This is a genomic window from Microvirga sp. GN3, assembly GCF_055792825.1.
Genome location: NZ_JBVVAK010000005.1, coordinates 119,885 through 144,984 on the forward strand (window position 1 = coordinate 119,885; position 25,100 = coordinate 144,984).

Here is a 25,100-nt window from a genome sequence, read left to right on the forward strand (position 1 = left end):
CTGTTGTTCGTCAGGTTGCATCCCGCATGGCGTTGGTAACCTTCTCGATGAAGGCATCGACCGACATGTTCGGGGTGTTCCAGTACTGCGTGACGGCGTCCTGAATGGCGCCCGAGTAATTCGGAGGGCTCAACAGCTCCATCGCCTCGACCTGGTTGGCCGGATCCTTCAGCACTGCGTTGGACCTCTGGGCGCAGACGTCCATGGAGGAAACGTCCACATCCATGCGCACCGGGATCGAGCCCTTCTTGATGTTGAAGGCAAGCTGGGTGCTCGGATCGAGGAGAACCTCGATCAGCTTGTCCTGGGTCGCAAGCGCAGCCTTGTCCTTGGTCGCCGGGAAGACGAAGACGTCACCGCCGATCACTTCTTTGGGGCTGTCTCCCACGAGGGTGCAGCCATATTCCTTGCCGGGCGTCTGGCCTGCTGCCGTGAACTCGCCCTTCGCCCAATCGCCATTGAAGTGCATCGCTGCCTTGTTGGTGATCACGAGGGCGGTGGCGTCGTTCCAGTTGCGTCCGGGGCTGCCGGGATCGACAAGGCCGCGCATCTTGCCGAAGAGCTCGACGGTTTGCCTGAATTTCGGATCCTTTAATACATCCGGTTTGCGGACGCCGTAAAACTGACGGAACATCTCGGCACCGCCGTTGCCCACAAGCACAGCCCGGAACAGATTGTGTTCCCAGGTCGGCTGACCGCCAAGGGCGAGCGGGATGACGCCCTTAGCTTTGAGCTTCTCGCCAGTCTCGATCAGCTCGGGGAAGGTCTTCGGAGGCTGCAGGCCGGCGTCCGCAAAGATCTTGGTGTTGTAGAACATCCAGTTCTGGCCGTGGATATTGACCGGGACGGCGTAGAATTTGCCGTTGCGGACCGCCGCCTCGACGATGGGCTTGGGCATAATCTCCCGCCACTTGCCTGCTTTTGCCTGGGCATCGACGTCACGTACCAGGTCATTGCTGACAAGCTCGTCGAACTGCTTGCCGGTGTTGAACTGCATCATGGTCGGGGGATTGCCGCCCACCATCCGGTTGATGCCCGCCGTGCGGGCATTGACGCCGCCCGCGATGGCGTTGTCGACCCAGGTGCCGCCGGCCTTGGTGAACTGATCCGCGAAGACCTTCACGGATGCGGATTCACCGGCGGATGTCCACCAGTGAAGAACCTCGGCCTTTTGCTGTGCGAAGGCTCCGGTGCTGCAGAGTAGGGCAATAGAAAGGGTATACGCGGAAACGCGTGTCTTCATGCTCATGGCTTCCTCCCCAGAAGCGTTTTATCGATTTTTGTAATCGATTACATCTTGCGATATAGGTTGTAGTGGCTTTTTAGATTAGTCAAGACACTAGTTGATGTAAGTTATTTCCTATGAGAGAAGGTAACATATCTTGCCAAGGGTACTGAGGTAACCTGCATGAGTCGAAAAAGGTGGCGTTCCGTGAAGGAGATACGCATCGCCGATGTGGCTCGACTTGCCGGGGTGTCGACGGCAACGGTCAGCCGGGTGCTGTCAGAACCGGAGAAGGTAAGGCAGAAAACGCACGATCTCGTGATGGAGGCCGTGCGCCGCAGCGGCTACATTCCGAACAGCACCGCACAGAAACTGCGCACCCGCCGCACCATGAACGTGCTGGTGGTGGCGCCGCGACTCACCAATCCGGTCTTCGCCGAGATCCTTCGCGGTGTCGATGATGAACTGACGCAGTCGGGCTACGGCATCATCATCGGCAATCTGGACAACCGCAGGGAGCGTGAGGCCCGCTATGTCGATCTCGCCCTGTCTCGGCAGGTGGACGGCGTTCTTCTGCTGACGGGTTACATTCCGGCGAACGGCGCCCGCGACATGAGAGAATCCGGACTGCCGATCGTCGCCATGTGTGCTGCCATCGATGACGACAAGATCCCGAACGTGGTCGTTCAGGATCGCGAGGCATCCCGCCGAGCGGTTGAATATTTGGCGCAACTCGGGCACCGCAGGTTCGGTTACATTTCGGGGACGCCGAGTTCAATCATTGAACACGAGCGATTTCGAGGATTCCGAGAGGGGATCGCCGCGGCCGGCTTCAGCCAGGACGACTTCGTGCGTTGGGAGGGGCCCTTCGTGTTCTCGACCGGTGTCGCCGCCGCAGAATCCTTCCTGACGATGAAGGATCGCCCGACCGGAATTTTCGCCGCTTGCGATGAGAGTGCCATCGGCTTCATCAAGCGCGTCCGGGAGGAACGGATCCGCGTTCCGCAGGATGTCTCGGTCGTCGGCTTCGATGGGATCGAGTTTGCCGATTACACCGAACCCACGCTCACCACGTTCCGGCAGCCCCTGTATGAGCTGGGGCGCACAGGTGCCGACGTTCTCATGAAGCTGATCCGGAACGACATGAAGCCGGAGGATTGGAATCTTCGCCTGCCACTGACCCTTTTGGAGCGCGACACGACCGGACCGGTTCTGCATAAGGATTACAAATCTCTGCGACGGTCCGCGATTTGAGATCGCAGCCCTATCAACAGATATCGAAACATGAGGAGAGCACCATGCAGCCGGTCCGTTGGGGAATCTTAAGCACCGCGAAGATAGGACGCGTGAAGGTCGTTCCGGGCATGATGAAAAGCCCGCTCTGCGATGTCATTGCCGTCGCCTCCCGAGACGAGGCGTCCGCCCGCGATATGGCGGCGGAACTCGGGATCGCGAAGGCTTACGGTTCCTATGAAGCGCTGCTTGCCGATCCCGAGATCGAGGCGATCTACAATCCGCTGCCCAACCATCTGCATGTGCCGATGACTTTGGCGGCCGCTGCCGCCGGCAAGCATGTCTTATGCGAGAAACCGATTGCCATCACGGCCGACGAGGCGAAGCAGCTCGGGCAGGCTGCATCTCAGGTGCTGATCGCCGAAGCCTTCATGGTCCGCCACCATCCGCAATGGCATCGCGCCCGTGACGTGATCCGAAGCGGCGAGATCGGAGATCTGCGCGCCATTCAGATCAGCTTCTCATACTTCAATGTCGATCCCGCGAATATTCGCAACAAAGCCGATATCGGCGGGGGAGGGCTCCTCGACATCGGCTGCTATGCCGTCGTCGCAGGGCGTTACTTCTTTGAGGCCGAACCCCTTCGCGTCGTCACGCTCATGGATCGTGACCCGGCCTTCGGCGTCGATCGGACCACCAGTGCCCTGATGGATTTCGGAAATGGTCGGCAATTGTCCTTCACGGTTTCGACCCAGTCCGTGCCGTATCAGCGGGTCCAGATCTTCGGAACGAAGGGGCGGATCGAGATCGAGATCCCCTTCAATGCGCCGCCGGACAAGCCGACCCGCATCTTCGTCGACGATGGCAGCGCGCACGGCAATCAATCGGCCCGCGCCATCGAGTTTTCTGTGGTGGATCAGTATGGGCTTCAGGGCGAGGCTTTCAGTCAGGCGATCCGAGGCACTGCGCCTCTGGTCTATGGCTTGGAGGATGCCATCCTGAACATGCGCATCCTGGATGCCTTGCGGCGATCGGAGGCATCTTCCTCCTGGGAAAAGGTTTAGGATCCTCTGTGGGCAACCTTAAGGCCTAAGCCTGCAATGCCTTTGGGGTAGGTCAGGTCATTGCCTCCCCCATCCGAGTGATCCGTTCGAGCCAATGGGGTGCGTTGACTTGGACCGCCGCGCTCGGAACTATTCTCATGATCGAACGTCGGAGAAAGCCGCCCTTTGATTGAGGCGCGGCATCGAACGCCCAGGTTACAGACAGGCAATCCCTTATGGACATGCATCCAGCCATCATCCCGCCGTCCCTGAAATTCGGCACGAGCGGGCTGCGAGGGCTTGTCGTCGAGCTGAATGGCGTTCCGGCTATCGCCTATACTCGCGCTTTCGCCGAGATGCTCAAGGCGGACGGCTCGGCGGCGGCATCCCAGAATGTCGTGCTGGTTGGACGGGACCTGCGCGAGAGCAGCCCGAGCATTGCCCAGCTCTGCTGTGCAGCCCTGCGCGAATCAGGGCTCACCCCGCTCGATTGCGGCGCTCTTCCCACGCCGGCGCTGGCCTATCACGGCATGCGATTCGGCATCCCGGCGATCATGGTCACCGGAAGCCACATTCCGGAGGACCGTAACGGGCTGAAATTCTATCGGGCTCAGGGGGAGATCGATAAGAAGGATGAGGCTGCCATCCTGGCATGGCATGCCAAGCTCGAGATCACGTCTGTGCCCGAGAGCGCCAGCACCTTTCATGCCCAGACGCCCGACATCAATCTGATCGATGCCTACAAGGCCCGCTACCGCGACTTCTTCGGGACAGGGGCGCTGGCGGGTCTTACTGTCGGTGTCTACCAGCATTCCTCGGTGGCCCGCGATGTCATCGTCGAAATGCTCGAGGATCTTGGGGCTCGGGCAGTGCCGCTGGGGCGGGCGACGAGCTTCATCCCGGTCGATACCGAGGCACTGCGTGAAGAGGACGAGGCTCTGGCGCGGCAGTGGGCCGGGGAGCAGAGGCTCGATGCCATCGTCTCGACCGATGGCGACGCGGACCGTCCCCTGACTTCCGATGCAAACGGCGCCTTTCTGCGCGGCGATCTGGTTGGTGCGATCACGGCCAAGGCTCTGGGAGCAGACGCGATCGTTACACCCGTGACCTCCAACTCCGCCCTGGAGGCATGCGGCGCATTCAAGACTGTTATCCGCACGCGGGTCGGTTCCCCTTACGTCATCGAGGGCATGGTGGAGGCATCTGAGGCAGGGGGGCGGGCTGTCCTCGGCTTCGAGGCCAATGGCGGTGTCCTACTTGGTTCAGACATTGTACGGAATGGCCGTCAGTTGGCGGTGCTTCCCACCCGGGATGCCATGCTGCCCATTCTCTGCGTTCTCAGCGAGATCGTCACGCAGGGCAAGCCTCTCGCCGAAATCGGAGCCACCTTTGCCTTCAAGGCGGCGGCCAGCAACCGTCTGCAGAACGTGGCGACGGACAAGAGCACTGCCTTTGTTTCCCGGTTGCAGCAGGATGGGGCATTTCTCTCCGAACTGATGACTCCTCTAGGAGGTGTGGCCGGGGTCAATTCCTGCGATGGATTGCGGATTACAGCGAAGAATGGCGAGGTCGTGCACTTCCGGCCTTCCGGTAATGCGCCGGAATTGCGGGTTTACGTGGAGGCTACGACCCCGGAGCGCGCTGAGAGTCTGCTTGCTTGGGGACTGGCTGAGGCGGGGCGGCAAATGGGCTGAGCACAGAAGCCGGCTAAGGATCTGAAAATTAAGCTTTTCCCTGGTTCAGCCGACCGAGATGTCCGGTGAAGCTGTCCCAGATCCCTCGGCAGATGAGTTGTAGCCTTAAGATTCTTTTGTCGACGAGGGTCGTGTAGGCAGCCAGGAAACCCATGCTTCGGCTAATGAAATAAAGTTTCCAGGCCGAGGGCGTGTAGGGCTGGCGTGCCAACCACAACGCGTTCCTGACCCAGTAGTAGTTTCTGATCGGGACATGGACGGCAATCTGGCGCCTGCCGACTTCTATTGTTCCGCTGCCGAGGTGGTGATCCACCTTAGCCGTGGGGGACAGAAAGCTCTTATACCCTGCCGCCTTGGCCCGGAAACACCATTCCACATCGACAAGGTCAATGAACAGGTCCTCCTTGAAGCCGCCCACGTTCTCCAGAATGGCAAGTGGAATCAGGGAGCCGGAAGCAATGATGAAGTCGCTCTCTACGGGATGGTCCGGGCCCTCGAGCGAAAGACGGGACAGGAGGAGTCCATGGGCCCGATAGGCCCGCGTCTGCTTCTGGCTGTTAAGCTCATAGTAAGCTGGCCCGATGGCAGCCACTCCGCCGTGCTCTTTCTCTAGGGCGACCAGATTGTTCGACAGATCGGCCACGACGCCAGGCGTCAGGATCGTATCCTGGTCAAGCAGCAGGATGTGCGAGTAACCTTCTGCCCGTGCCATGGCCGCACCCTGGTTCTGGGCCGCTGCTATCCCGAGATTCTCTTCATTTGCAAGAACATGTGCCTGAGAGGCTGACGCGACCTCCCTCACGGTCCCGGCATTCGCTGAGCCATTGTCGACCACCACGACGCCCTGGACTTGGGGGGTAGCAGATCGCAGGACCTGGGCCAGCAGGTCCGTGTCTGGATTGTAGGTGACCGCCACGGCCAGGACGCGCATTCAAATTCTCCGGATCGGACCCGTCCTAGTAGATCGATCGCGGGGGGCGGGCAAGCGAGGGGGGCGCAGGGTCGGGGCTGGGTCCAATGTGAACTTGATCCTTTGCCGACGGCGAGGTCTGCGGCGCATGGACAGCTATAAGCCGTATGGAGAAGCCCCAAGTCTCTGTCATTGCGTCAGGTTGACCCGACGGTGAGTCAGGGTTGCTGGAGCAGAGTCAAAGAGGTATAGCGGCGTCCGAGGGGCTCTGGCTAGGCTTGTTGGCCGGGTGATCTTCCGTTTCGGAAGGCGCGGCACTATGGCGCTTTCCGGAGGTATGCGGGTTGGGTCAATCCCCTTATAGAAGGATCGCGCGATCCCACGCGCCTGAAGCCGAGATTTCCGATGCACAAAGACACGCTGCTGAAAAGATTGAACGACAAGACCGCTGTGATCGGTATCGTCGGACTGGGCTATGTCGGTCTGCCGCTGTCTCTTCGGTATTCCGAGATCGGATACAAGGTTGTCGGTTTCGATATCGATCAGAGCAAAGTCGATATCCTGAAGCAGGGACAGACCTATATCGAGCATATCGGCTCCGAGGGCATCGCCAAGGCCATCAAGAACGGATTCGAGCCGACCGCCGATCTATCGCGGGCGCGCGATGTGGATGCGCTCATCCTGTGCGTTCCCACTCCTCTCAACAAATACCGCGAACCGGATCTCAGCTTCGTGCTGAACACCGTCGATGCTCTTCTGCCGCACCTGAGGGCCGGCCAGGTCATGTCGCTGGAAAGCACGACCTATCCCGGCACCACCGAGGAAGAGCTGCGCCCGCGGATCGAGAAGGCCGGCTTCACGGTAGGAGAGGACGTGTTCCTTGTATTCTCGCCCGAGCGCGAGGATCCGGGCAATGCCAAGTTTACGACACACACCATTCCCAAGGTCTGCGGCGGCAGCACCCCGTCCTGCCTTGAAGTGGGCCTCGCCCTCTACGGTCAGGTGATCAACACGGTCGTCCCGGTGAGCTCGACCCAGGCCGCGGAACTGACGAAGCTGCTGGAGAACATCCATCGCGCGGTCAATATCGGTCTCGTGAACGAGATGAAGATCATCGCGGATCGGATGGGAATCGATATTCACGAGGTCATTCGGGCGGCTGCGACCAAGCCGTTCGGCTTCGTACCTTATTATCCAGGCCCTGGTCTAGGCGGTCACTGCATTCCGATCGATCCGTTTTACTTGACCTGGAAGGCGCGCGAGTACGGCCTGCACACGCGCTTCATCGAGCTTGCCGGTGAGATCAACAGCACGATGCCGGAATGGGTCGTCGAGAAGATCGCGGATGCTCTGAACGAGCGCGAGAAGCCGATCCGCGGCAGCAAGATTCTCGTCCTCGGCATCGCCTATAAGAAGAACGTCGACGACATGCGGGAGTCGCCGTCCGTCGAGCTGATGACCCTGCTTCAGGCCAAGGGAGCGGAGATCGCTTACAGCGATCCACACGTTCCGAGCTTCCCCAAGATGCGGCGCTACTCTTTCGATCTCGAAAGTGTCGAGCTGACTCCGGAGACGCTGGCCGGCTACGATCTGGTGCTGCTGGCGACGGACCACGACAGGTTCAACTACGACACCATCGAGAAGCACGCCAAGCTCATCGTCGATACGCGTGGACGGTACCTCGGCGTGCGGGGCAATGTAGTCAAGGCGTAAACCTCTGGATGTCGTGGCATCCGGGGCGAAAGGCCGACACCTTGAGTGTCTGGGCCCGGCTTTAGATTAAAGCCGGCTTCGTGTCCCGGATCGACAACTCAAGCACCAAGAACGGATCAAGGAAGCGAAGTTGAGAACCGACGGTTCGAAAATGTTGGAGGTGTTGCGCGAGGTTCGCGACGGCTGGCGTTGGCGTGAATTGTGGATGACGCTGGGTTGGCGGGACGTGCAGACACGCCATCGCCGTTCACGCATCGGACCGTTCTGGAACACGCTCAGCCTAGCGTTTGTGGCGACCTGTATCGGCACACTGTACGGCGGGATCATGGCACGCCCCATGTCCGACTATATCCCCCATCTCGTCACAGGCTACATGATTTGGGGCTTCCTGCAGGCGTTGGTCATCGAGGGCAAGGACTCTTTCGCGAGCAATGCCGCTGCCATTCGGGAGATTCCCGTTCCGAGGACGGTGTATATTTATAAGCTCCTCTGGAAGAATCTCGTCATCCTTGGCTTCAACTCCCTTGTGTATGTCGCGGTTCTTGCGATTTTCCGGGTGTGGCCATTCCCGAACATCATCCTGATTCTGCCAGCGCTGGCGATCGTATTGCTGAACGGAATTTGGGTTGGCCTTCTACTCGGCCTCATCAACGTTCGCTATCGAGACCTGGGGCAACTGGTCCCGAATGCGATGCGTCTTGCGTTCTTCGTGACGCCGATCCTCTGGTATCCGGAAGACGCCACTGGATTTCGCACGATCTTCGTGGATTTCAATCCTTTCTTTTATTTTATCGAAGTATTGCGGGCACCGCTGCTGGGGCAGGCTCCGAATTTCCTGATCTGGGTCGTGACTCTGGCGATCACGGTCATCGGTTGGGGGATCATGGTACCGGTTTATGCCCATTGGCGTCGGCGGATTGCCTTCTGGGTTTGAGGTCGAACGATGGCGCTGATCAAACTCGAAAACATAACGTTGGAATTTCCGGTCCAGGCCACGAAATCTGAAAGGCGTCGACCGTCGTCTGATGACAAGCCCATCGGCGGGCAGCTTGCCTCCGGCCAATCGGGCCAGATGGTTGTGAGAGCGCTCGACCAATTGTCGCTCACGCTCGGGCCGGGCGACCGCCTAGCCCTTTTGGGCCATAACGGCGCCGGCAAGTCTACGCTCCTGCGCGTGATGGCCAAACTTTACGTGCCGACGCATGGACGGGTGACCATCCAGGGACGCGTGGCGCCGCTGTTGAACCTCAGCTTCGGTCTCGATGTAGATTCGACCGGCTACGACAATATATTCATCCGCGGTCTGTATCTCGGGATGAGCAAGGCCGAGTTGAAGAAAAAGGCCGATACTATCGCTGAGTTCAGCGAACTCGGCGATTTCCTCGATCTGCCGATGCGGACCTATTCGTCCGGCATGCGCGCGCGCCTGGCCTTTGCTATCTCGACTCATGTCGAGACGGACATCCTGCTGCTGGACGAGGTCGTGGCCACAGGCGATGCCCGCTTCTTGAAGAAAGCGAACGAAAAGCTGGAGAGCTTTGCACGGGAGTCGAAACTTCTGGTCCTGGCGTCTCACTCCAACAAGGTGCTGCGCGAAATCTGCAACAAGGGACTTCTCCTGGAACACGGCCAGATCAAAGCATTCGGACCCATAGAGGAGGTCATCGAAACCTACGCCGCCTCCACGGGCACGGATGCGAAGGACGGGTGATCCTGGCATGCTGTCAGAGAGGGCAAGGATGATGGGCATGAAACTGATGCGAACAGCTTGCTCGTCTCGGGCTCAGCAATCTCATGCCGTCCCGGGACGGGCTCGCGGGTTATGAGCGGCAAGGTCTCGGACACATGACCCAGGATGCTCTGCATTCTACATCCCACGGCACCGACACGAGCGTTGTAGCGGATGCCGTCTCCTTGCAGGAGCAAGTCCAACGACAAAGGGACGAGATCGCTGAGCTTAATGCCACGATCCGGGAACTACGAACGGAGATCAACGGGCTGCGGAGCTCCTTGTCCTGGACAGTGACACGTCCCTTACGCCTGCTGGCCAGGCGTCTTCCTGGCGTGGCTGCAGGGGTGCAGCGCAGTCTTGATCGAACCAAGGACATTTTAGCGACAAGGTTGCCGAGGCGGGCCGCCCAGGCTTTGTTCGACAATCGCTGGGATGTGAAAGACGAAATCGCGCAGCAGATTTCGGTCTATCGCTCCTCTGGCGCGGGAGGGCGAAGGATTGTCGTCTACACGGCCATCTTCGGTGAGTACGACAGCCTGCTGCTCCCGGAGCGCATCGATCCGAATGTTGACTACGTGTGCTTCACGGATCGCCCGCGGAACGATTATGGCGTTTGGCAGATGCGTTCCGCGCCGTACTTCCATCCCGATCCGACGAGGGTCGCCCGCTGGGTCAAGACGCACCCGCATGAGCTCTTTACCACCCATGAGATCGCGGTCTGGCTCGATGCCAATATTGTCCTGAAGGGCGATATCCATCGCTATGTCGAATTGATCGAGCATCAGAATGCCGATCTCGGCCTGGTCCCGCATCCGCATCGCGCCTGCTTCTATGACGAGGCTGAGGCCTGCAAGCGGCTCAAGAAGGATGCCTCGAAGCTCATTGACAGGCAGGTCGAGCATTACAGGAAGGCCGGTTTGCCCCTCAAGCAACCGCTGTTCGAAACCGGCTTCATGATCGTTCCCCTCAGGAAGCGGGAAACAGCGGATGCCCTTCATCTGTGGTGGCAACAGATCGAAGCTTTCAGCCGTCGCGACCAACTCGGTCTTGCGTGGGTCAATTATCGATATCCCGATCTCCGGATTGTTCCTCTGCTGCCGCAAGGAGCATCTGTCCGGGATCATGAGGATTTTGCCTACTTCCGGCACAGTTTTGCCCGGGCTCTGGTGATCCCGGACATGCTCTTGAAACTGGGCACTCTCTCCAGTCCGTCGACGGGATGCACCTTCGCCGAGGTTAAGAGCCAGCGGCTGGCGCCCTTGACCGAAGCCTCTATCGATATCGTCGTATGTGTCCACAACGCCTTGGAGGATGTTCGCGTCTGCCTGGAGGCGGCTTGGGTCTGTTTGCTGCCCAACCACAGGATCATCGTCGTCAATGATCGCTCCGATGAGGAAACGACCTCCTACCTGCGTGAGTTCGCGAAGGACAGGAATCAGGTCACTCTGCTCGAGAATGAGGAGAACCTGGGCTATACACGCTCGGCCAATCGCGGCCTTGCCGCCGGAACCGCGGCCTTTCGCATTCTGCTGAACAGCGACACCATTGTCAGCCCGGATTGGGCCCTGAAGCTTCTCGAAGCCGCCAATCGAAGCGAGAGGGTCGGCATTGTCGGTCCGCTCTCGAATGCTGCCGGCGCTCAATCCATTCCCCACATCAAGGCCACTGGAAAAAACACCGCAATCAACACCTTGCCGAAGGGCACGACGCCCGCCGATCTCGACAGGGCCTGCGAAGCCTGGAGCGATGCGGATCTCCTGCCGCGCGTGCCGCTGGTCCACGGCTTTTGCTTCGGCATCAAGCAGGAGGTTATCGAGAGCATCGGCTTCTTCGACGAGGAGAATTTCAAGCTCTTCTACGGCGAGGAGAACGACTATTGCTTGCGGGCTCTGGCCGCCGGCTTCGAACTCGCCGTGGCGACCAACACCTTCGTCTACCATCGCAAGTCGCGGAGCATCGACGAGGAGAAGCGGGTGGTGCACATGGCCGAAGCCTGGAAGCGCCTGCGGGAGCTCTATGGTGCGGACAGGATCCTGTCCGCCTACCGCCAGGTCGAGGAGCACCCCGTGCTGGAGCGGATCCGCAAGGAAGCTGGGCGCTATTTCCAATCGAGGCAGTAGACGAAGCAGAGATCCGGCTCTCTACCTAAGATTGAATAGGCCTCTTGAATGTGGCTTATTGCCCCTTGGGTCGCGGTAAGTCCGTAAGCCGTGGACGATATTACCATTATAGGCTAGTACCCTGCCGAAGATGGAAAAAGCGGGGCGCCCGTGCCGGATGGTGGGGTTTGCGCGGCAATTGGGGACAGAAAAGAGCAGGGGTCATGGCAAAGCGATACTTGGTCACCGGGGGCGCCGGATTCATCGGATCGGCCGTCGTCCGCAAGCTTATTTCGAGCACGCCGCACCAGGTCCTCGTCGTCGACAAACTCACCTATGCGGGCAACCTCGATTCCCTCCAATCCGTTGCCGGCAGTGACCGCTATCGTTTCATGCGGGCTGATATCGCTGATGCCAAGAAGATGCAGGCTGTGGTCGGTGAATACCAGCCGGACGTGATCATGCATCTTGCGGCTGAGAGCCATGTCGACCGCTCGATCGACGGCCCGGGGGAGTTCGTGCAGACCAATGTCGTCGGCACCTTCACGTTGCTTCAAGCGGCCTTGGCTTACTGGAACACGCTGGACGCTGCGCGCCGGGATGCCTTCCGCTTCCATCACATCTCGACCGATGAAGTCTTCGGCTCCCTGGGCGAGGAAGGGTTCTTCCACGAGGAGTATCCGTACCAACCGAACTCGCCGTACTCAGCCTCCAAAGCTGCATCGGACCATTTCGTGCGCGCCTGGCACCACACCTATGGCCTGCCGACCCTGATTACCAACTGCTCCAACAATTATGGGCCGTATCATTTCCCTGAGAAGCTCATTCCCCTCATGATCCTGAATGCGCTCGAGGGAAAGCCTCTGCCGGTTTACGGCAAGGGCGAGAATGTGCGCGACTGGCTCTATGTGGAGGATCACGCCGAGGCGCTGATCCTCGTGGCCGAAAAGGGCAGGGTAGGTGAGAACTACAACATCGGCGGCTGGAACGAGCGCACGAACATCGATGTCGTGCGCTCCATCTGTCAGTTGATAGATGAGATGGTGCCGAGCAATGCGATCGGGCCACGGGAGAAACTGATTTCCTACGTGACCGATCGGCCGGGCCATGATCTGCGTTATGCCATTGACGCCACCAAGATCGAGCGCGAGTTGGGGTGGCGGCCGGCCGAGACCTTCGAGACCGGCCTCCGGAAGACCGTCTCCTGGTATCTCGACAATCCGGCGTGGTGGGAGCGCGTTCGTTCCGGCGTGTATCAGGGCGAACGGCTCGGGATCGCGGTCTAAGCTGAGACTCTTAGTTCAAAGGACGTGCTCGCTCGAGCCTCGCGCTTGAGAGGACAGCAGAGATTGAGGAGTGACGGGGTGCTGAGAGTGGAGACAACGGTGTTGCCGGATGTCAAGATCGTCAATCCGCGGCGCATCGGTGACCAGCGCGGCTTCTTTTCCGAAACCTACAACCGGCAGCATTTTGCCGAAGCGGGGATCGATGTGGAGTTCGTGCAGGACAACCACTCGCTCTCGGCCGCGGTCGGGACGATCAGAGGTCTGCATTTCCAGAGTGAGCCGTTTGCGCAGGCCAAGCTCGTTCGGGTCGTGCGCGGCCGGATCCTCGATGTCGCGGTCGACATCCGGCATTCGTCATCGACCTTCGGCAAGCATGTGACTGTGGAGCTATCCGCCGAAAATGGTTTGCAGCTTTTCGTGCCGGTTGGCTTCGCTCACGGCTTCTGCACGCTCGAGCCCGATACAGAGATCGTGTACAAGGTCTCAGCCTATTACTCTGCCGCACATGATCACGGGCTGCGCTGGAACGATCCGTCACTCGGCATTGATTGGCCTGTCGCGCCGGCCGATGCTGTTCTGTCGGACAAAGATAGGCAGCAGCCGCTGCTCGCCGCATTGCCGGCCTACTTTCCATAGAACAACGATTGGAAACAGGGACTCCTACGGGAGATTCCTGACATCCAAGGAGACGAAACGATGAAGGGTATCATTCTGGCGGGCGGCAGCGGAACACGACTGCATCCGATGACGTATGTCACGTCGAAGCAGTTGCTACCCATCTACGACAAGCCGATGATCTATTATCCGTTGACCACGCTGATGCTCGCTGGCGTCCGCGATATCCTAATCATCTCGACACCGGATGACCTACCGCGCTTCCGGCAGTTGCTCGGGAGCGGTGAGCAGTGGGGCATCCGCCTGTCCTATGCGGAGCAGCCTAGGCCGGAGGGGCTCGCCCAAGCTTACATTATCGCGGCGGAATTTGTCGCGGGCGGTCCGTCGGTCCTGATCCTCGGCGATAATGTCTATTACGGTCATGGCCTGACGGACCTCTTACGCTCCGCGGTCAGCCGCACGTCTGGCGCCTCTGTTTTCGCCTATCATGTGACCGACCCCGAGCGTTATGGTGTCGTCGAATTCGACCGCAGCGGCCGGGCAATCTCCATCGAGGAGAAGCCGAAAGCCCCTCGCTCCAATTGGGCAGTGACGGGCCTGTATTTCTACGATCATCAGGTCGTCGACATCGCGGCCAATTTGAAGCCTTCTGCCCGCGGGGAACTCGAGATCACGGATGTGAACCGCGTGTATCTGGAAATGGGCCAACTCCAGGTCGAGCTGATGGGCCGCGGCTACGCCTGGCTCGATACCGGAACTCCGGACAGCCTCGTCGAGGCCGCTGAGTTCGTTCGCGCTTTGGAGAAGCGCCAAGGATTCCGGATCGCTTGCCCGGAAGAAATTGCCTACAGCGCAGGCTGGATCGACACTCAGCAACTGATAAACCTTGCCTCTAAACTCTCTAAGAGCACTTATGGAGAATACTTGCTTCGAATTGCTCAGGCGAGCTGAGTCGATTTCCGCAATTGGAGTGTTAATATACCTTAGAGTGGGGCGAAGAGTTGGGCGAGATCTTTAAAGCGGAGCACTCAGTGAAAGCATTAGATTTCACTGGTGAGAGGTTTACCTCTGCGGTTGAAGGGCAGATAGCATTTGAGCACATCCATCGCTACTTGATGGCGAGGGACCTGTGTCGCGGAAAAGACGTTGCGGACATAGCATCCGGTGAAGGTTATGGGTCTGCTTTGCTGTCTCAGGTGGCGAAGAGTGTGATCGGCGTGGAAATAGATCACGGTTCGGTCGCGCATGCTACTCAGTCTTACCCATATCCGAACCTCAAGTTTGTTCAAGGAGACGCTCGGAAGCCGCCGATTCCGAGTGCTTCAATCGACATTGTTGTTTCGTTCGAGACGCTTGAGCATTTCTTTGAGCATGATGAATTCCTCTCTGAAGTTGGCCGAATTTTGCGGCCCAATGGCTCGCTGCTAATCTCAACTCCCGACCGCGATGTTTATTCACCATCCGGGCGTCCAGCAAACCCATTTCATGTCCATGAGCTCTCACAGCCTGAATTCTTGGATCTCCTGAACCGGCACTTCTCTGAAGTAAAAATATTCCGGCAGCGTCCTCTCTTAGGCTCAGTCATTGCTGCTGAGCAAAATGGTGGTGTCAACCTCATAACATATGAGAAGCGCGGCGACGACCACTTGGAGCAGTCGAGTGGCGTTCCGCGCGCTTTGTACTCTATCATATATGCTGGCAAGTCGAGCCTGCCGGAGAATGAGGTCGCGTCTAGTATTTATATCGATACCGACCGCGTCGATTTACCGATACTACAAGTAGCCGAAGCGCGGGCAGAGGCTGCGACGGCCCATGCGGAGGTCGCGGTTGCTCGCGGCGAAACTGTAGCTGCACAGTTGCAGTATGACGAGGTGAAACGGCAAACGGATGAGCATGTGAGGGCTCTTTCAGAAGAGCTTAGAAAGCGTCAAAAGCGGATACGGGATCTGGAACGTAAAATCGCTCAGGTTTCTGAGCAAACTCGTCTGGAACGGGGCATCGGATTAGATGAACTTGTTGCAGTCTTGAAGAAAAAGCCATTGCTGTACAAGGTTTCGCGTGCCGTTTGGTGGACCGTCACCCTGCAGCTGACGCGTCGCTTGGCGGAGCGCAGAAGGCTCAAACTTGAGTTCGAAAAGACGCTGCAACAGGCGAGAAAGATCGTCGCTGCCAAGCTCTTTGACCAACAGAGCTACCTGCGACAGCAGCCGAAGCTTGCCAAAGCCAAGCCGTCCGAACTAGACGCCGCAGTTCACTATCTGACTATCGGGTCCAAGAAAGGCAAAAAGCCCAACGCGCTCTTCGATCCGAAATGGTATGCTGCTACGTATCCGGACGTGGCAGCTTCCGGAATAGAACCTTTGGTTCATTATCTCCAGCGTGGCTCTGCAGAGGGACGGAAACCTAATCCGTTCTTCGATCCGAAATGGTACGCTGCTGAGTACTCTGACGTTATTGAGTCCGGAATGGAGCCTTTGGCTCACTACTTGACGTTCGGTTCCGCAGAGAGACGGAAGCCTGATCCACTGTTTAATCCAACGTGGTACTTGGCAGAATACTCTGACGTTAAGACGACCGGATTGGATCCCTTAGCGCATTATTTGTCTCACGGCCTTCCTGAGGGGCGAGCCCCCTCACTGGAATGGATCGAGAGTAAAAATGAGAAGCGTGCCAGAGCTCTTGGTTTGACACAATCCCTGCAGCCGACAAAAATTGCATTAGGCATTGTCACCTACAATAATCCGCCTGAAGATCTTACTCGTTGCTTAAACAGTGCCCATATCGCGCTTCGAGAGTTAGGTGAGGAAAACGAATTCTCCGTATTCTTGATCGATAACGGCGATCCCTCCGCGGCTGACGTCAGTCAATTTCCCTTTCTTACAAGGCTTGATCCAGTCGGAAATGTTGGCTTCGGTGCGGGTCACAATCGCCTTATGAGAGCAGCCTTCTCAGATGCAAAGACGAACTACTATTTGGCTCTCAATCCTGACGGTATGCTTGAACCGGAGGCAATCAAGGCGCTTCTGGCAATGGCGCAAGGCTCTAACGACTGCGCACTTGTAGAGGGCGTCCAATTTCCCGTCGAGCACCCGAAGAACTATGATCCTGTCGAGTTCGATACTCCTTGGGCCTCAGGTGCATGCCTCCTTATTTCTCGTCGAATATATCAGTCGATCGGGGGCTTTGATGAGAGCTTCTTCATGTACTGTGAAGATGTGGATCTCTCGTGGCGAGCGTATGCAGCGGGTTTCAAAGTCAAGATTTGTCCGAGGGCTCTCTTCTTTCACCCAACCCATGATCGGTCATTCAATCTTCAAGTTCACGCACGTTTCCTTGCAGCGGGAATTACGCTTGCTCGGAAGTGGGGCGGGGCGCAGTTCGAGAAACGTCTGATGGAGCAAGGAGCCAAGCATGGCATAGATCTCTCGAAGATCCCAAAGGTGGATCCGGTAAATGAGGTGCCCTCTGTCGTGACGTTCGATCATGGCTTTCATTTCGCGCGCGCACGGTGGTAGACAATGACGAGCAATCCTGTCCGAAACAATCGCCCTGAGGCTGATAGGTTAGATGTGATTGTCAGGCTTCACGACCCAGAGCGCTTGGCAGAACTGAAGCGTGCAATCTTCTCTCTGATTTCCCAGGACTTCCGGCCACTCACGATAAATCTCGTCACGCAGAGATTCAGTAGCGCAGAAACTGAGGCAATTCTTGCTGGCCTGCAGCCATTGCTCCAACTTGATCCTACCGTGAGGTTTGATGTCTGGAACTTCACAGCGGGAGAGCCTAAGGACGCGCGCTCAGCCCTCCTCAACTTCGGGATAGAAAGTTCAAAGGGACGATACATTGCGATCCTCGACTACGACGATGTGATGTATCATGACGGTTACACAAGGCTCATTCGCGAGCTTCAAGAAAGTGGTTGTGCCATCGCGTTTGGCAAAGTTGTGATGAAGTTCGTAGATGTATTTCAGGATACCATCATATGCCAACGTCAGCAAAACAGATTTAAAGGCGACGGAGTGGTAGATCTTTTCATTGATAATTTTTGTCCCATCCACAGTTTCGTCATTGACCGCGACCGGGTTGATAATGAGGTGCTCTCGTTTGATGAGAAACTCGACAAATTAGAAGATTATGACTTTCTGATCAGGGTCTGTGCAACTCACTTATCAAGCTTCAAGTTGAAAGACACTGTCGTTGGGGAATATTATGCAAAGAATGATGGCAGCAATACTATTATGCTTTCTTCAGCCGCAAGAGTGACGCACCTTGCGGCGTGGACGCGTGCAAGAGAGGCGATCGAACGCCGCCGGAGGAGCGCCTTAGTTTCGCGAGAGGTGCAGGCTGCATTGGGACTTCAGACATTTGATCCACGGATGTCAGTTCGGAATCTCATCGATGCCTGGAGCGCCGTGAGCAATAGGCGTTCGAACATAGGTGCGATCTGACGTTTATTTCCAGCATTCGTGTGCAGATTCCATGATGGGGCAATGGGTATGGTAACGAAAAAAATCGCGCTGCAGCTGGCACGCAGACTCAAAGCGCATCTGGTTAAAGTGCATCCGCTCGTTCGATTGGCAGCGCGACACGGGAAGGAAGAGATCCGCGCGCGCTCAGGCAACGTCGCATCCAAGGGACGAATGCTAAACAATGCGAATTCTGCTGCGCCGAAAGCTAAAATGGACGCAGATGACCAAGAATTCAGGTCGTTCATTTCGGCGCAATTCAACGTCGACTGGTATCTCCGGACCTATGCCGACGTAGCTGCCGCCGGCATTGATCCAATCACGCATTGGCTGAAGGGCGGTTTGACCGAGGGACGTCTGATTGCCCCTAATGTGATTGTGCGACGTGGTGCAGTTGCCAATCAACTGGCCGACGGCGGATGGAAGATCTTCAAATGGCGCGGGAAGTCGGTCTCCGTCCTTGTCTGTGATCCCGCAGATGCTGAGGAGTTCCTCACTTTCGTCTCAGCTCACTTCGATCGCGGGTGGTACCTTAAGGCTTACCCGGACGTGGAGGCGGCAAAAGTTGATCCCTTATTCCATTGGCTGTTTTACGGCATTCAGGAAGGTCGGCTTCCAGGACCTGATCTGGTGGTTCGCACCGGTTCATATGCAAGCAGGCACGCAACACAGGTTTGGAAGTGCTTTACGTGGCGCGGGGAGCCGATTGCTCTTAAGGCTGTTCGGATTCCAGAGGCAGTCTTGCAGCAGGTCAGGGCTCAGGCGCGACATGATCCGGCGGTGCTGGCCGCCGGCGTCCAGGCCCTTTCGAAGCTCCCACACTTCGGAGCCGATGATCTGCTATCGCGCGATGGCGTGGATTTGCTTGGTATATTCAGTGCTCTTCCTGAGCGGCCTGAAGCGATCGTGATGATACCAAGGCTCACGATCGGTGGAGCGGAAAAGTATGCCGCGGATACGGTGGAAGCGTTTCTGGGCGCAGGTTTGAAGTCGATCGTCGTACTCGTGACGGAGCAAACTGCCGAAGCCGCCGGGGATTGGATGCGCCACGCGATTCTTGCGCCCTTCGGACGCGCGCGGATCGTATTCTGGCCTGATGCTTGCGGTCCGAGCTATTATAGTCCAACAGTTCTGGCGCGGCTGCTCAACGCACTTCGTCCAGGGCATGTACTGGTGGTCAACAGCCGCGTTGGATTGGATATGGTGGCAAGCTTTGGTCGCGGCCTATCCCAGTTTGCGCGCCTATACTGCGCGTACTTCAGCCTTGGGGTCGATGGGTTGGGCGCGCCGTATGGTGTTCGATATCCCCGGAAAACAGCGCCATTCGCGGTTTCGCTCACGGACAACGAGGTGATGGCCGATGCTCTCAGAAGAAGATATGGCGCCGTGCCAGGACCTGGCGTTCGTGTCTTGCCTCCACGAACAAAAAAGCTTGCTGACGACGTCTTCGCAGAACGGATTTCAGCAAGAACAGCTCGAATGGCTTCCAGTCGTCGCCGCTGGGCTTGGGTGTCAAGAATTGAGGAGTTTAAAGGAACAGCGATCCTGATGGCTCTTGCCCGTCTTCGACCGAATGACGAGTTCCACCTGTTTGGACCGCTTCAAGGTAAGCTGGACGCCCTTGGCTTGGACACCAGCAATATCACCTACTGTGGGGTGATAGACGACCTTTCCAGTGCCGATTTCAGTGCTCACGATGGCTTTATCTTCACGAGCCTATTTGAAGGTATGCCGAATGTTGTACTGGAGATGAGTCAGCATGCGGTTCCCATGGTCTTGGCCGATGTGGGAGGTCTACGCGGCACCTTTGATGAGGCTGCAACGGTGTTCGTGAAGCATTGTGCCACCCCTGAGAAGACGGCCGTTGATTTCTCCGCAGCACTTGATCGAGTAGCGGACCTGACGAGCGCAGAGTTGATCGATATGGTAACGGCGGCGCGGCGCCAGGTTCTGGCTCGTCACTCGCCCGAGGCCCACTTGCTGGGCGCTTCCAATCTTCTTGGTGCAGAATGAACAGTCAACCGAACATCACTGTCACTGTCGTTTTTCACAAGGAAGGGCCGTTTGCTCTGCCCGCCCTGGACAGCATGGAGGAACTCGTCGGCGTGGCACGGGCCGACGGCCTTGTCGTCGAAGCAAGAGCTGTGCTCGACAGAGCCGATGATCTTACCCGTCATCTTGTGGCAGCACGCGGTTCGTGGCTCGACGGGGTAGAGGAGGTCACCTATGGCGATCTAGGTCTGTCGCGCAACGCTGGTGCTCAAGCGGCTAACGGCGAGTTCCTCGCTTTTCTCGATGGCGATGACCTGTGGGGATCGGATTGGCTGCGATTAGCCTACAAGGCGGCAACATCCCCTTCTGCGCCTGCCGAGGCTGTCTGGCATCCCGACTACCTCTTCTATTTCTCGGAAGGCGATTTCGACCGGCACTCGGTTGGTGCGACACCTCACCCCGATGCTCGATCATTTTACATGCAGCAGGTCTCGAGCATGTCTGATGGCTTCGAGCGTGGTACGCTGATGCTGAACAACATCTGGAGCGCTAACGTCTTCGCTGCTCGTGCGCTACACATGAAGCATCCCTACGAGGCTGTCGATAGAACGAAGGGATTCGGAATCGAGGACTGGTCCTGGCACATGGGCACGGTATGGTCGGATGTCCCGCATCTGATCGTTCCCGACACCGTTCACATCATTCGTGTGAAGGAAGGTGGGTCTTTGGGTCAGCAGAATACATCCGAGGGACTTCTGCCAACTTTGCCTCGTCCGGTGCGCCCAACGGAGACTTGGTGGCGGTAGTCACATACGAGTGCGATCTGTCCAGTCTGAACTAGAATATAGGCCTGATAATCGATCCTTTAGAACGTAAGAATCGATGGAAGCAGAAAAACAGATGTCATAGAACTGATAGCTTCGGACGCAAGGCATCTTATGCTGACACCGCATCCGCAGGTGTGCGCCAGACTCAAAGTGCTCCCCCGCAATCCGACGAGGGAGGCGTTTAGAGCCACAAATCGGGGAAGCGATCGTAGCTTTCTGTCAGGATAGTGCCGAAGACTGCCCAAGCGGACCAAATCGAGATCCATCAAAGTCGGCGTCTCTCTTAAAGCTAGATGAACAAGAGGAATTCAAACTGGGCTTGTCGTTGTATAATATACTAATCATGTGTTTGATGTGTCTCTTCGATTCTTTCTGGTGACTAATCTGGGCTGAAGTAAAGGTGACAAAGTAGGATGGAAAAACTCCGGGCTTCACACATCATTCAAAAGGCGATCGAACAGATTGACGCTGCAATTCGACCATTCGTGACGGATGAGCCATACTGTCTTTTAGAGTTCCCGGACCACAGCAACGCTGGAGACAGCGCGATTTGGCTTGGGGCGTCCGCCTGTCTTGAACGGCACTATGGACGCCCACCGGCTTACGTATGCACAGATAACGAATTCAACGTTGACGCACTTCGGGAGGCGGCTCCTCACGGCACTATTTATCTTAAAGGGGGCGGCAGTCTTGGAGATGTTTGGCCAGAGTCACAGATTTTTCGAGAGTTTGTCATTGAGAGCTTTCCTGACAGACCAATCGTGCAGCTGCCACAAAGCATTTCGTTCAGTAGTGCAGAGAATAAAGAACAAGCCCGCAAAGTATTTAGCGGACATCCTAACTTCACACTGATGGCGAGAGATGAGGCCAGCAGAGTATTTGCGAATGAGGAACTGGGTGTTGAAGCTGTTTTAGTGCCGGATACGGCTCTATATCTTGGATCACTGGATAGGCTCTTTCCGCCGCCCGAGATGTTTGTTGGATTGCTCAGAACTGACAAAGAGAAAAGAGAAGCAGATATAACAGCGCTAATCTCCAAGTATAATATATTTGCTACAGATTGGATATTTGAGAATAGTGACTCCGATGAACGAATCCGAGCACGTTTTGCTGGCGCAAGAAATTATCTTCGTTATCTTAATTTAGCTCGCAACCGACTAAGGCGCGGGTTGTCGAAATTATGTCTTGGGGAATACGCAATAACCGACCGTCTCCATGGACATATTCTACTAACGATGCTCGGGATCGAGCATGCAGCATTGGACAACTCGTACGGCAAGATAAGCAATTTTGTGCGAACATGGACAGTAAACTGCGATCTTACAACTTTCGTGGATACAAGTGAGGATTTGGAGCGGTGGATTGTTCTTAAAAGCGAAGACAATAAAAGCGAAAAGTTTGTAAAAAATAGATCAGACTATTTTAACTATGGACAAGTACATGACGATAAAGAGTTTCTAGCCGATGCCCTCTTGGAGATCGATAGACTTGAACGTTTAAGCATAACGAAGACAGATGAACTGCGTTATGTTTGGTCAATTGCAGATGGCCGAGTAGAGGAAATAGCCAACCTAACTAAACAATTGGAAACCATTTCAGAGGAAAGCGTAATTCTCAAGGAGAAACTTTCGGCCTTAGAGCAGAGGGAGCTCACCTTGTCTTCTAAGGCAGAGAGTATTCCCGAAGGGAAGCAGCCTGTCTCCTTTTTTGCGAGATTGCTGGGTTCTAATCGACAAGCTAGGGATTAGCGCTGACGGACAGGAGCCTCTGGGAGGCTAGTGAGCACTTTTATTGCCTAAGAATCCATCATAGGTTTGGTGCTGGGCCATTGCAGTAGAAAATGACCTGCGTAGGTTGTCCGTTGTCAGAAAATACAGTTAGCACAGAGAAGAAGTATGTTGTTTTCGTATAGAGAACTAGCCTATCTTCAGAATATACATCTCAGGATTGTGTAGGCACGCGTTAATGCTGACGAACATGAGCTCTCTGACGAAGGACGATACATCGTCCCGTTCATCGATGGGTAGAGGATGGTTGAACCGCGTGGCGATGAGCTTAGGTCTTGGCTGCGTTCTCAGCCTATTTTTCTTGCTCATAAGCTATCCGGGAAATCTCTCGCCTGACAGTACCACAAGTTGGGGTGAGGCCTTCAGTGGTCGGATTTCCACAATCAAGCCTCCGCTGGTTACGCTCATTCAGTCGCTATATTCCGCGTTGCCTTCGCCAGAGTTTGCTGTGGCTGCCTTTACTTTCACACAAGGCGTATTGTTCTGGTTCTCGATCTTTCTATTCGTGTCGCTATTCGTTCATAAGACACGCACTTTCGTCTGCGTCTGCCTATTTATTTCTCTAATCTTTCCGCTTTGGCCCTACACAACGCTCAACTGGGTTGATGTATGGGTAGTAATCTTCTTTCTATTCTCCGCAACGTTTTTTGAACTATTCCGGAGGTCAGACAACACCAACGCGCGAAACGCCGTCCTAGCATGCGTGTTTCTCGTCTTGAGTGCATCTACGCGCCATAACGCCGTTTCTATTCTTCCAATTGCAGTTCTGCCGATAGCGTTCTTTCTTCTCCGTCGATGGCAGTTGCCGTGGCAACAAGCTTATGGTGCAGCAACAATTTCCCTTCCATTTCTGTTTCTCGCGGTAAAGACCTTTCTGTTATTCCCTCAGGTGGCCCCCGGTCCGTCGCTAGCATCATTTGGGCTTCTGAATCAGTATCTTGGAGCTATTGCGTCATCGCAAGGAAGTATAAAGACAACTCTTATTACATCAGAAGAACCATTGTTTGATAGCCGATTTGGCCCTGGTAGTCTCCGTGCCTCGGTCCAGGCATATACACCTGGCTTCAATGGTTTCGACCTGCTGTGGAAAAAAGATGCCATACTGAAGAACAATAACAGCAATGGCTTTCAGACTGTTTTGTTGAACGCTGATTTCATAACTCCCGCGTTCTGGCGTGTTCTTATTGCTGCTCCGGGCGGATTCGCCGAGCATAAGGCGAATTACTTGATCGGCCAGTTCGGATCCGGATCACTGCAATATCCGTTCGATTGGGGCGTGTTTCAAAATCAATTTGGTGTAAGCTCTCGACCGGCGTTGGAAAGCATCAATACCGCTCTACCTACATTTCTCCGAGAGCAAACGAATCTGATATTCTACCACCATTGGTTCATGTTTCTGATTGGGTTTGCAGCGTTCGTTGCTAACATGCAACTACTTAGAGACCCAGTACTGGCAAGCCTTTTTGCGTTCAGCATTTTATATGCCATTCCATTCATGTTCTTTGAGACAGGATGGGAATGGCGGTATCTCATGCCTTGCTACATAGCCAATATACTGCTGACAGTTTGCGTGACCGTTCGTCTAACTGAGCGGCGAGCAAGGATGTCAACCTAAAGAGTTCCTGGACGTGGGGACTATCCACGCTGCGGCTTCTGTACGGACAGTTAGATCCTGTCTGACGGCCTGTGACCCTGGGTAAGGATATGGCTGTTGCCTTGGTGGGGCTCACCGAGGCGAGGACCTGCGATGCGGCGGCATGAACTGAGCGATGCTCAATGGGAGCTGATTGCGGATCTCATGCCCAGGGCCGGTCGGCATGGCGGCGGGATCGCCGGCAGGGGGCAACGGGCTGATGTGGAAGCTCTGTACCGGTGCGCAGTGGCGCGCCCTGCCCGAGCGGTACGGGCCTTGGCAGACCGTCTACGAGCGCCTGACCCGATGGCGGGTCTGTTCGACACGATCCTGGATCGGCTCCGGCTCACGCTGAATGCCGAGGGACTGATTGACCTGGATCTGTGGTGCATCGACAGCACCAGTGTCCGAGCAAGCCGTTCGGCGGCCGGAGCGCGTAAAACGGGGATCCGCAGGAGCCGGACGACCATGCGCTCGGCCTCTCCCGTGGCGGCTTCGGCAGCAAGATCCACCTGGTGAGCGATGGGGCCGGCCTGCCGCTGGCCTTCACCCTCACGCCCGGGCAGCGGCACGAGGTGCCGGTATTCGAGACGCCTCTGAGGGCGGTCCACCTGCCCAACCCGAGAGGCCGTCCGACCACGCGGCCCAAGTCCCTGGCGGGCGACAAGGCCTACAGCTACCGGCCTGTCTTCCGCTATCTGCGTAGACGTCACATTCGCCCCGTAATTACCCACGCCGTTGCTGAGGCTGGTTTCAGGCGCTGACGGTAGCGAGAATGGTGCCGAAGACGGTGACACTTGGCGTGAGCCGAGCCGTATCGACGACGGTGCGCACGGCCGCTTCGC

20 protein-coding genes are annotated in these 25,100 nt (G+C 56.5%); 18 read left to right on the forward strand and 2 right to left on the reverse strand.

What is annotated here, in order from left to right:
* Positions 1–10: 10 nt before the first annotated feature.
* Positions 11–1,249 (reverse strand): ABC transporter substrate-binding protein, encoded by a 1,239-nt coding sequence (locus ACS5Q1_RS04700; RefSeq protein WP_473097098.1) that lies wholly within the window; start codon positions 1,247–1,249, stop codon positions 11–13.
* A 183-nt stretch (positions 1,250–1,432) separates the two neighbouring features.
* Here ACS5Q1_RS04700 and ACS5Q1_RS04705 point away from each other — a divergent pair, with 183 nt between their 5' ends.
* The 3 genes from ACS5Q1_RS04705 (at position 1,433) to ACS5Q1_RS04715 (ending at position 5,195) form a co-directional block, all read left to right on the forward strand.
* A complete protein-coding gene (locus ACS5Q1_RS04705; protein WP_473097099.1) occupies positions 1,433–2,479 on the forward strand; it encodes a LacI family DNA-binding transcriptional regulator in 1,047 nt (348 codons plus the stop codon).
* 44 nt (positions 2,480–2,523) lie between these two features.
* Positions 2,524–3,522 (forward strand): Gfo/Idh/MocA family protein, encoded by a 999-nt coding sequence (locus ACS5Q1_RS04710; protein ID WP_473097100.1) that lies wholly within the window; start codon positions 2,524–2,526, stop codon positions 3,520–3,522.
* Between the two features lie 221 nt (positions 3,523–3,743).
* Positions 3,744–5,195, forward strand: a complete 1,452-nt coding sequence (locus ACS5Q1_RS04715) for a phosphomannomutase (protein ID WP_473097124.1) — start codon at positions 3,744–3,746, stop codon at positions 5,193–5,195.
* Positions 5,196–5,223: 28 nt separating this feature from the next.
* Here ACS5Q1_RS04715 and ACS5Q1_RS04720 read toward each other — a convergent pair whose 3' ends face one another.
* Positions 5,224–6,126, reverse strand: a complete 903-nt coding sequence (locus ACS5Q1_RS04720) for a glycosyltransferase family 2 protein (protein WP_473097101.1) — start codon at positions 6,124–6,126, stop codon at positions 5,224–5,226.
* A 384-nt stretch (positions 6,127–6,510) separates the two neighbouring features.
* Here ACS5Q1_RS04720 and ACS5Q1_RS04725 point away from each other — a divergent pair, with 384 nt between their 5' ends.
* The 15 genes from ACS5Q1_RS04725 to ACS5Q1_RS04795 all read left to right on the forward strand — a co-directional run bounded on the left by ACS5Q1_RS04725 (position 6,511) and on the right by ACS5Q1_RS04795 (position 25,019).
* Positions 6,511–7,818, forward strand: coding sequence for a nucleotide sugar dehydrogenase (locus ACS5Q1_RS04725; protein WP_473097102.1), 1,308 nt, complete (start codon positions 6,511–6,513; stop codon positions 7,816–7,818).
* 130 nt (positions 7,819–7,948) lie between these two features.
* Positions 7,949–8,752: an ABC transporter permease gene (locus ACS5Q1_RS04730; protein ID WP_473097103.1), complete on the forward strand. Its 804-nt coding sequence runs from the start codon at positions 7,949–7,951 to the stop codon at positions 8,750–8,752.
* Between the two features lie 9 nt (positions 8,753–8,761).
* Positions 8,762–9,529, forward strand: coding sequence for an ABC transporter ATP-binding protein (locus ACS5Q1_RS04735; protein ID WP_473097104.1), 768 nt, complete (start codon positions 8,762–8,764; stop codon positions 9,527–9,529).
* Positions 9,530–9,663: 134 nt separating this feature from the next.
* Positions 9,664–11,670 (forward strand): glycosyltransferase, encoded by a 2,007-nt coding sequence (locus tag ACS5Q1_RS04740; RefSeq protein ID WP_473097105.1) that lies wholly within the window; start codon positions 9,664–9,666, stop codon positions 11,668–11,670.
* Positions 11,671–11,873: 203 nt separating this feature from the next.
* Complete coding sequence (rfbB, locus tag ACS5Q1_RS04745; protein ID WP_473097106.1) at positions 11,874–12,935, forward strand: dTDP-glucose 4,6-dehydratase; 1,062 nt, start codon at positions 11,874–11,876, stop codon at positions 12,933–12,935.
* Positions 12,936–13,013: 78 nt separating this feature from the next.
* Positions 13,014–13,571, forward strand: a complete 558-nt coding sequence (rfbC, locus tag ACS5Q1_RS04750) for a dTDP-4-dehydrorhamnose 3,5-epimerase (RefSeq protein WP_473097107.1) — start codon at positions 13,014–13,016, stop codon at positions 13,569–13,571.
* A gap of 60 nt (positions 13,572–13,631) precedes the next feature.
* Entirely contained in the window at positions 13,632–14,501 is an 870-nt protein-coding gene (gene rfbA, locus ACS5Q1_RS04755; protein WP_473097108.1) for a glucose-1-phosphate thymidylyltransferase RfbA, read from the forward strand.
* Positions 14,502–14,551: 50 nt separating this feature from the next.
* On the forward strand, positions 14,552–17,065 hold the full coding sequence (locus ACS5Q1_RS04760; protein WP_473097109.1) for a methyltransferase domain-containing protein: 2,514 nt from the start codon (positions 14,552–14,554) through the stop codon (positions 17,063–17,065).
* Between the two features lie 3 nt (positions 17,066–17,068).
* The gene (locus ACS5Q1_RS04765) at positions 17,069–17,998 is read left to right on the forward strand and encodes a glycosyltransferase (RefSeq protein ID WP_473097110.1); all 930 of its coding nucleotides are present in this window, start codon (positions 17,069–17,071) and stop codon (positions 17,996–17,998) included.
* Between the two features lie 42 nt (positions 17,999–18,040).
* On the forward strand, positions 18,041–20,029 hold the full coding sequence (locus ACS5Q1_RS04770) for a glycosyltransferase (RefSeq protein WP_473097111.1): 1,989 nt from the start codon (positions 18,041–18,043) through the stop codon (positions 20,027–20,029).
* On the forward strand, positions 20,026–20,814 hold the full coding sequence (locus ACS5Q1_RS04775; RefSeq protein ID WP_473097112.1) for a glycosyltransferase family 2 protein: 789 nt from the start codon (positions 20,026–20,028) through the stop codon (positions 20,812–20,814). Before ACS5Q1_RS04770 ends, ACS5Q1_RS04775 begins: the two co-directional genes overlap by 4 nt.
* A gap of 434 nt (positions 20,815–21,248) precedes the next feature.
* Positions 21,249–22,583: a polysaccharide pyruvyl transferase family protein gene (locus ACS5Q1_RS04780; RefSeq protein ID WP_473097113.1), complete on the forward strand. Its 1,335-nt coding sequence runs from the start codon at positions 21,249–21,251 to the stop codon at positions 22,581–22,583.
* Between the two features lie 295 nt (positions 22,584–22,878).
* Positions 22,879–24,237, forward strand: a complete 1,359-nt coding sequence (locus ACS5Q1_RS04785; RefSeq protein WP_473097114.1) for a hypothetical protein — start codon at positions 22,879–22,881, stop codon at positions 24,235–24,237.
* Between the two features lie 132 nt (positions 24,238–24,369).
* The gene (locus ACS5Q1_RS04790) at positions 24,370–24,774 is read left to right on the forward strand and encodes a transposase family protein (protein WP_473097115.1); all 405 of its coding nucleotides are present in this window, start codon (positions 24,370–24,372) and stop codon (positions 24,772–24,774) included.
* Positions 24,771–25,019 (forward strand): transposase, encoded by a 249-nt coding sequence (locus tag ACS5Q1_RS04795; RefSeq protein ID WP_473097116.1) that lies wholly within the window; start codon positions 24,771–24,773, stop codon positions 25,017–25,019. Before ACS5Q1_RS04790 ends, ACS5Q1_RS04795 begins: the two co-directional genes overlap by 4 nt.
* The last annotated feature ends 81 nt before the right edge of the window (positions 25,020–25,100 follow it).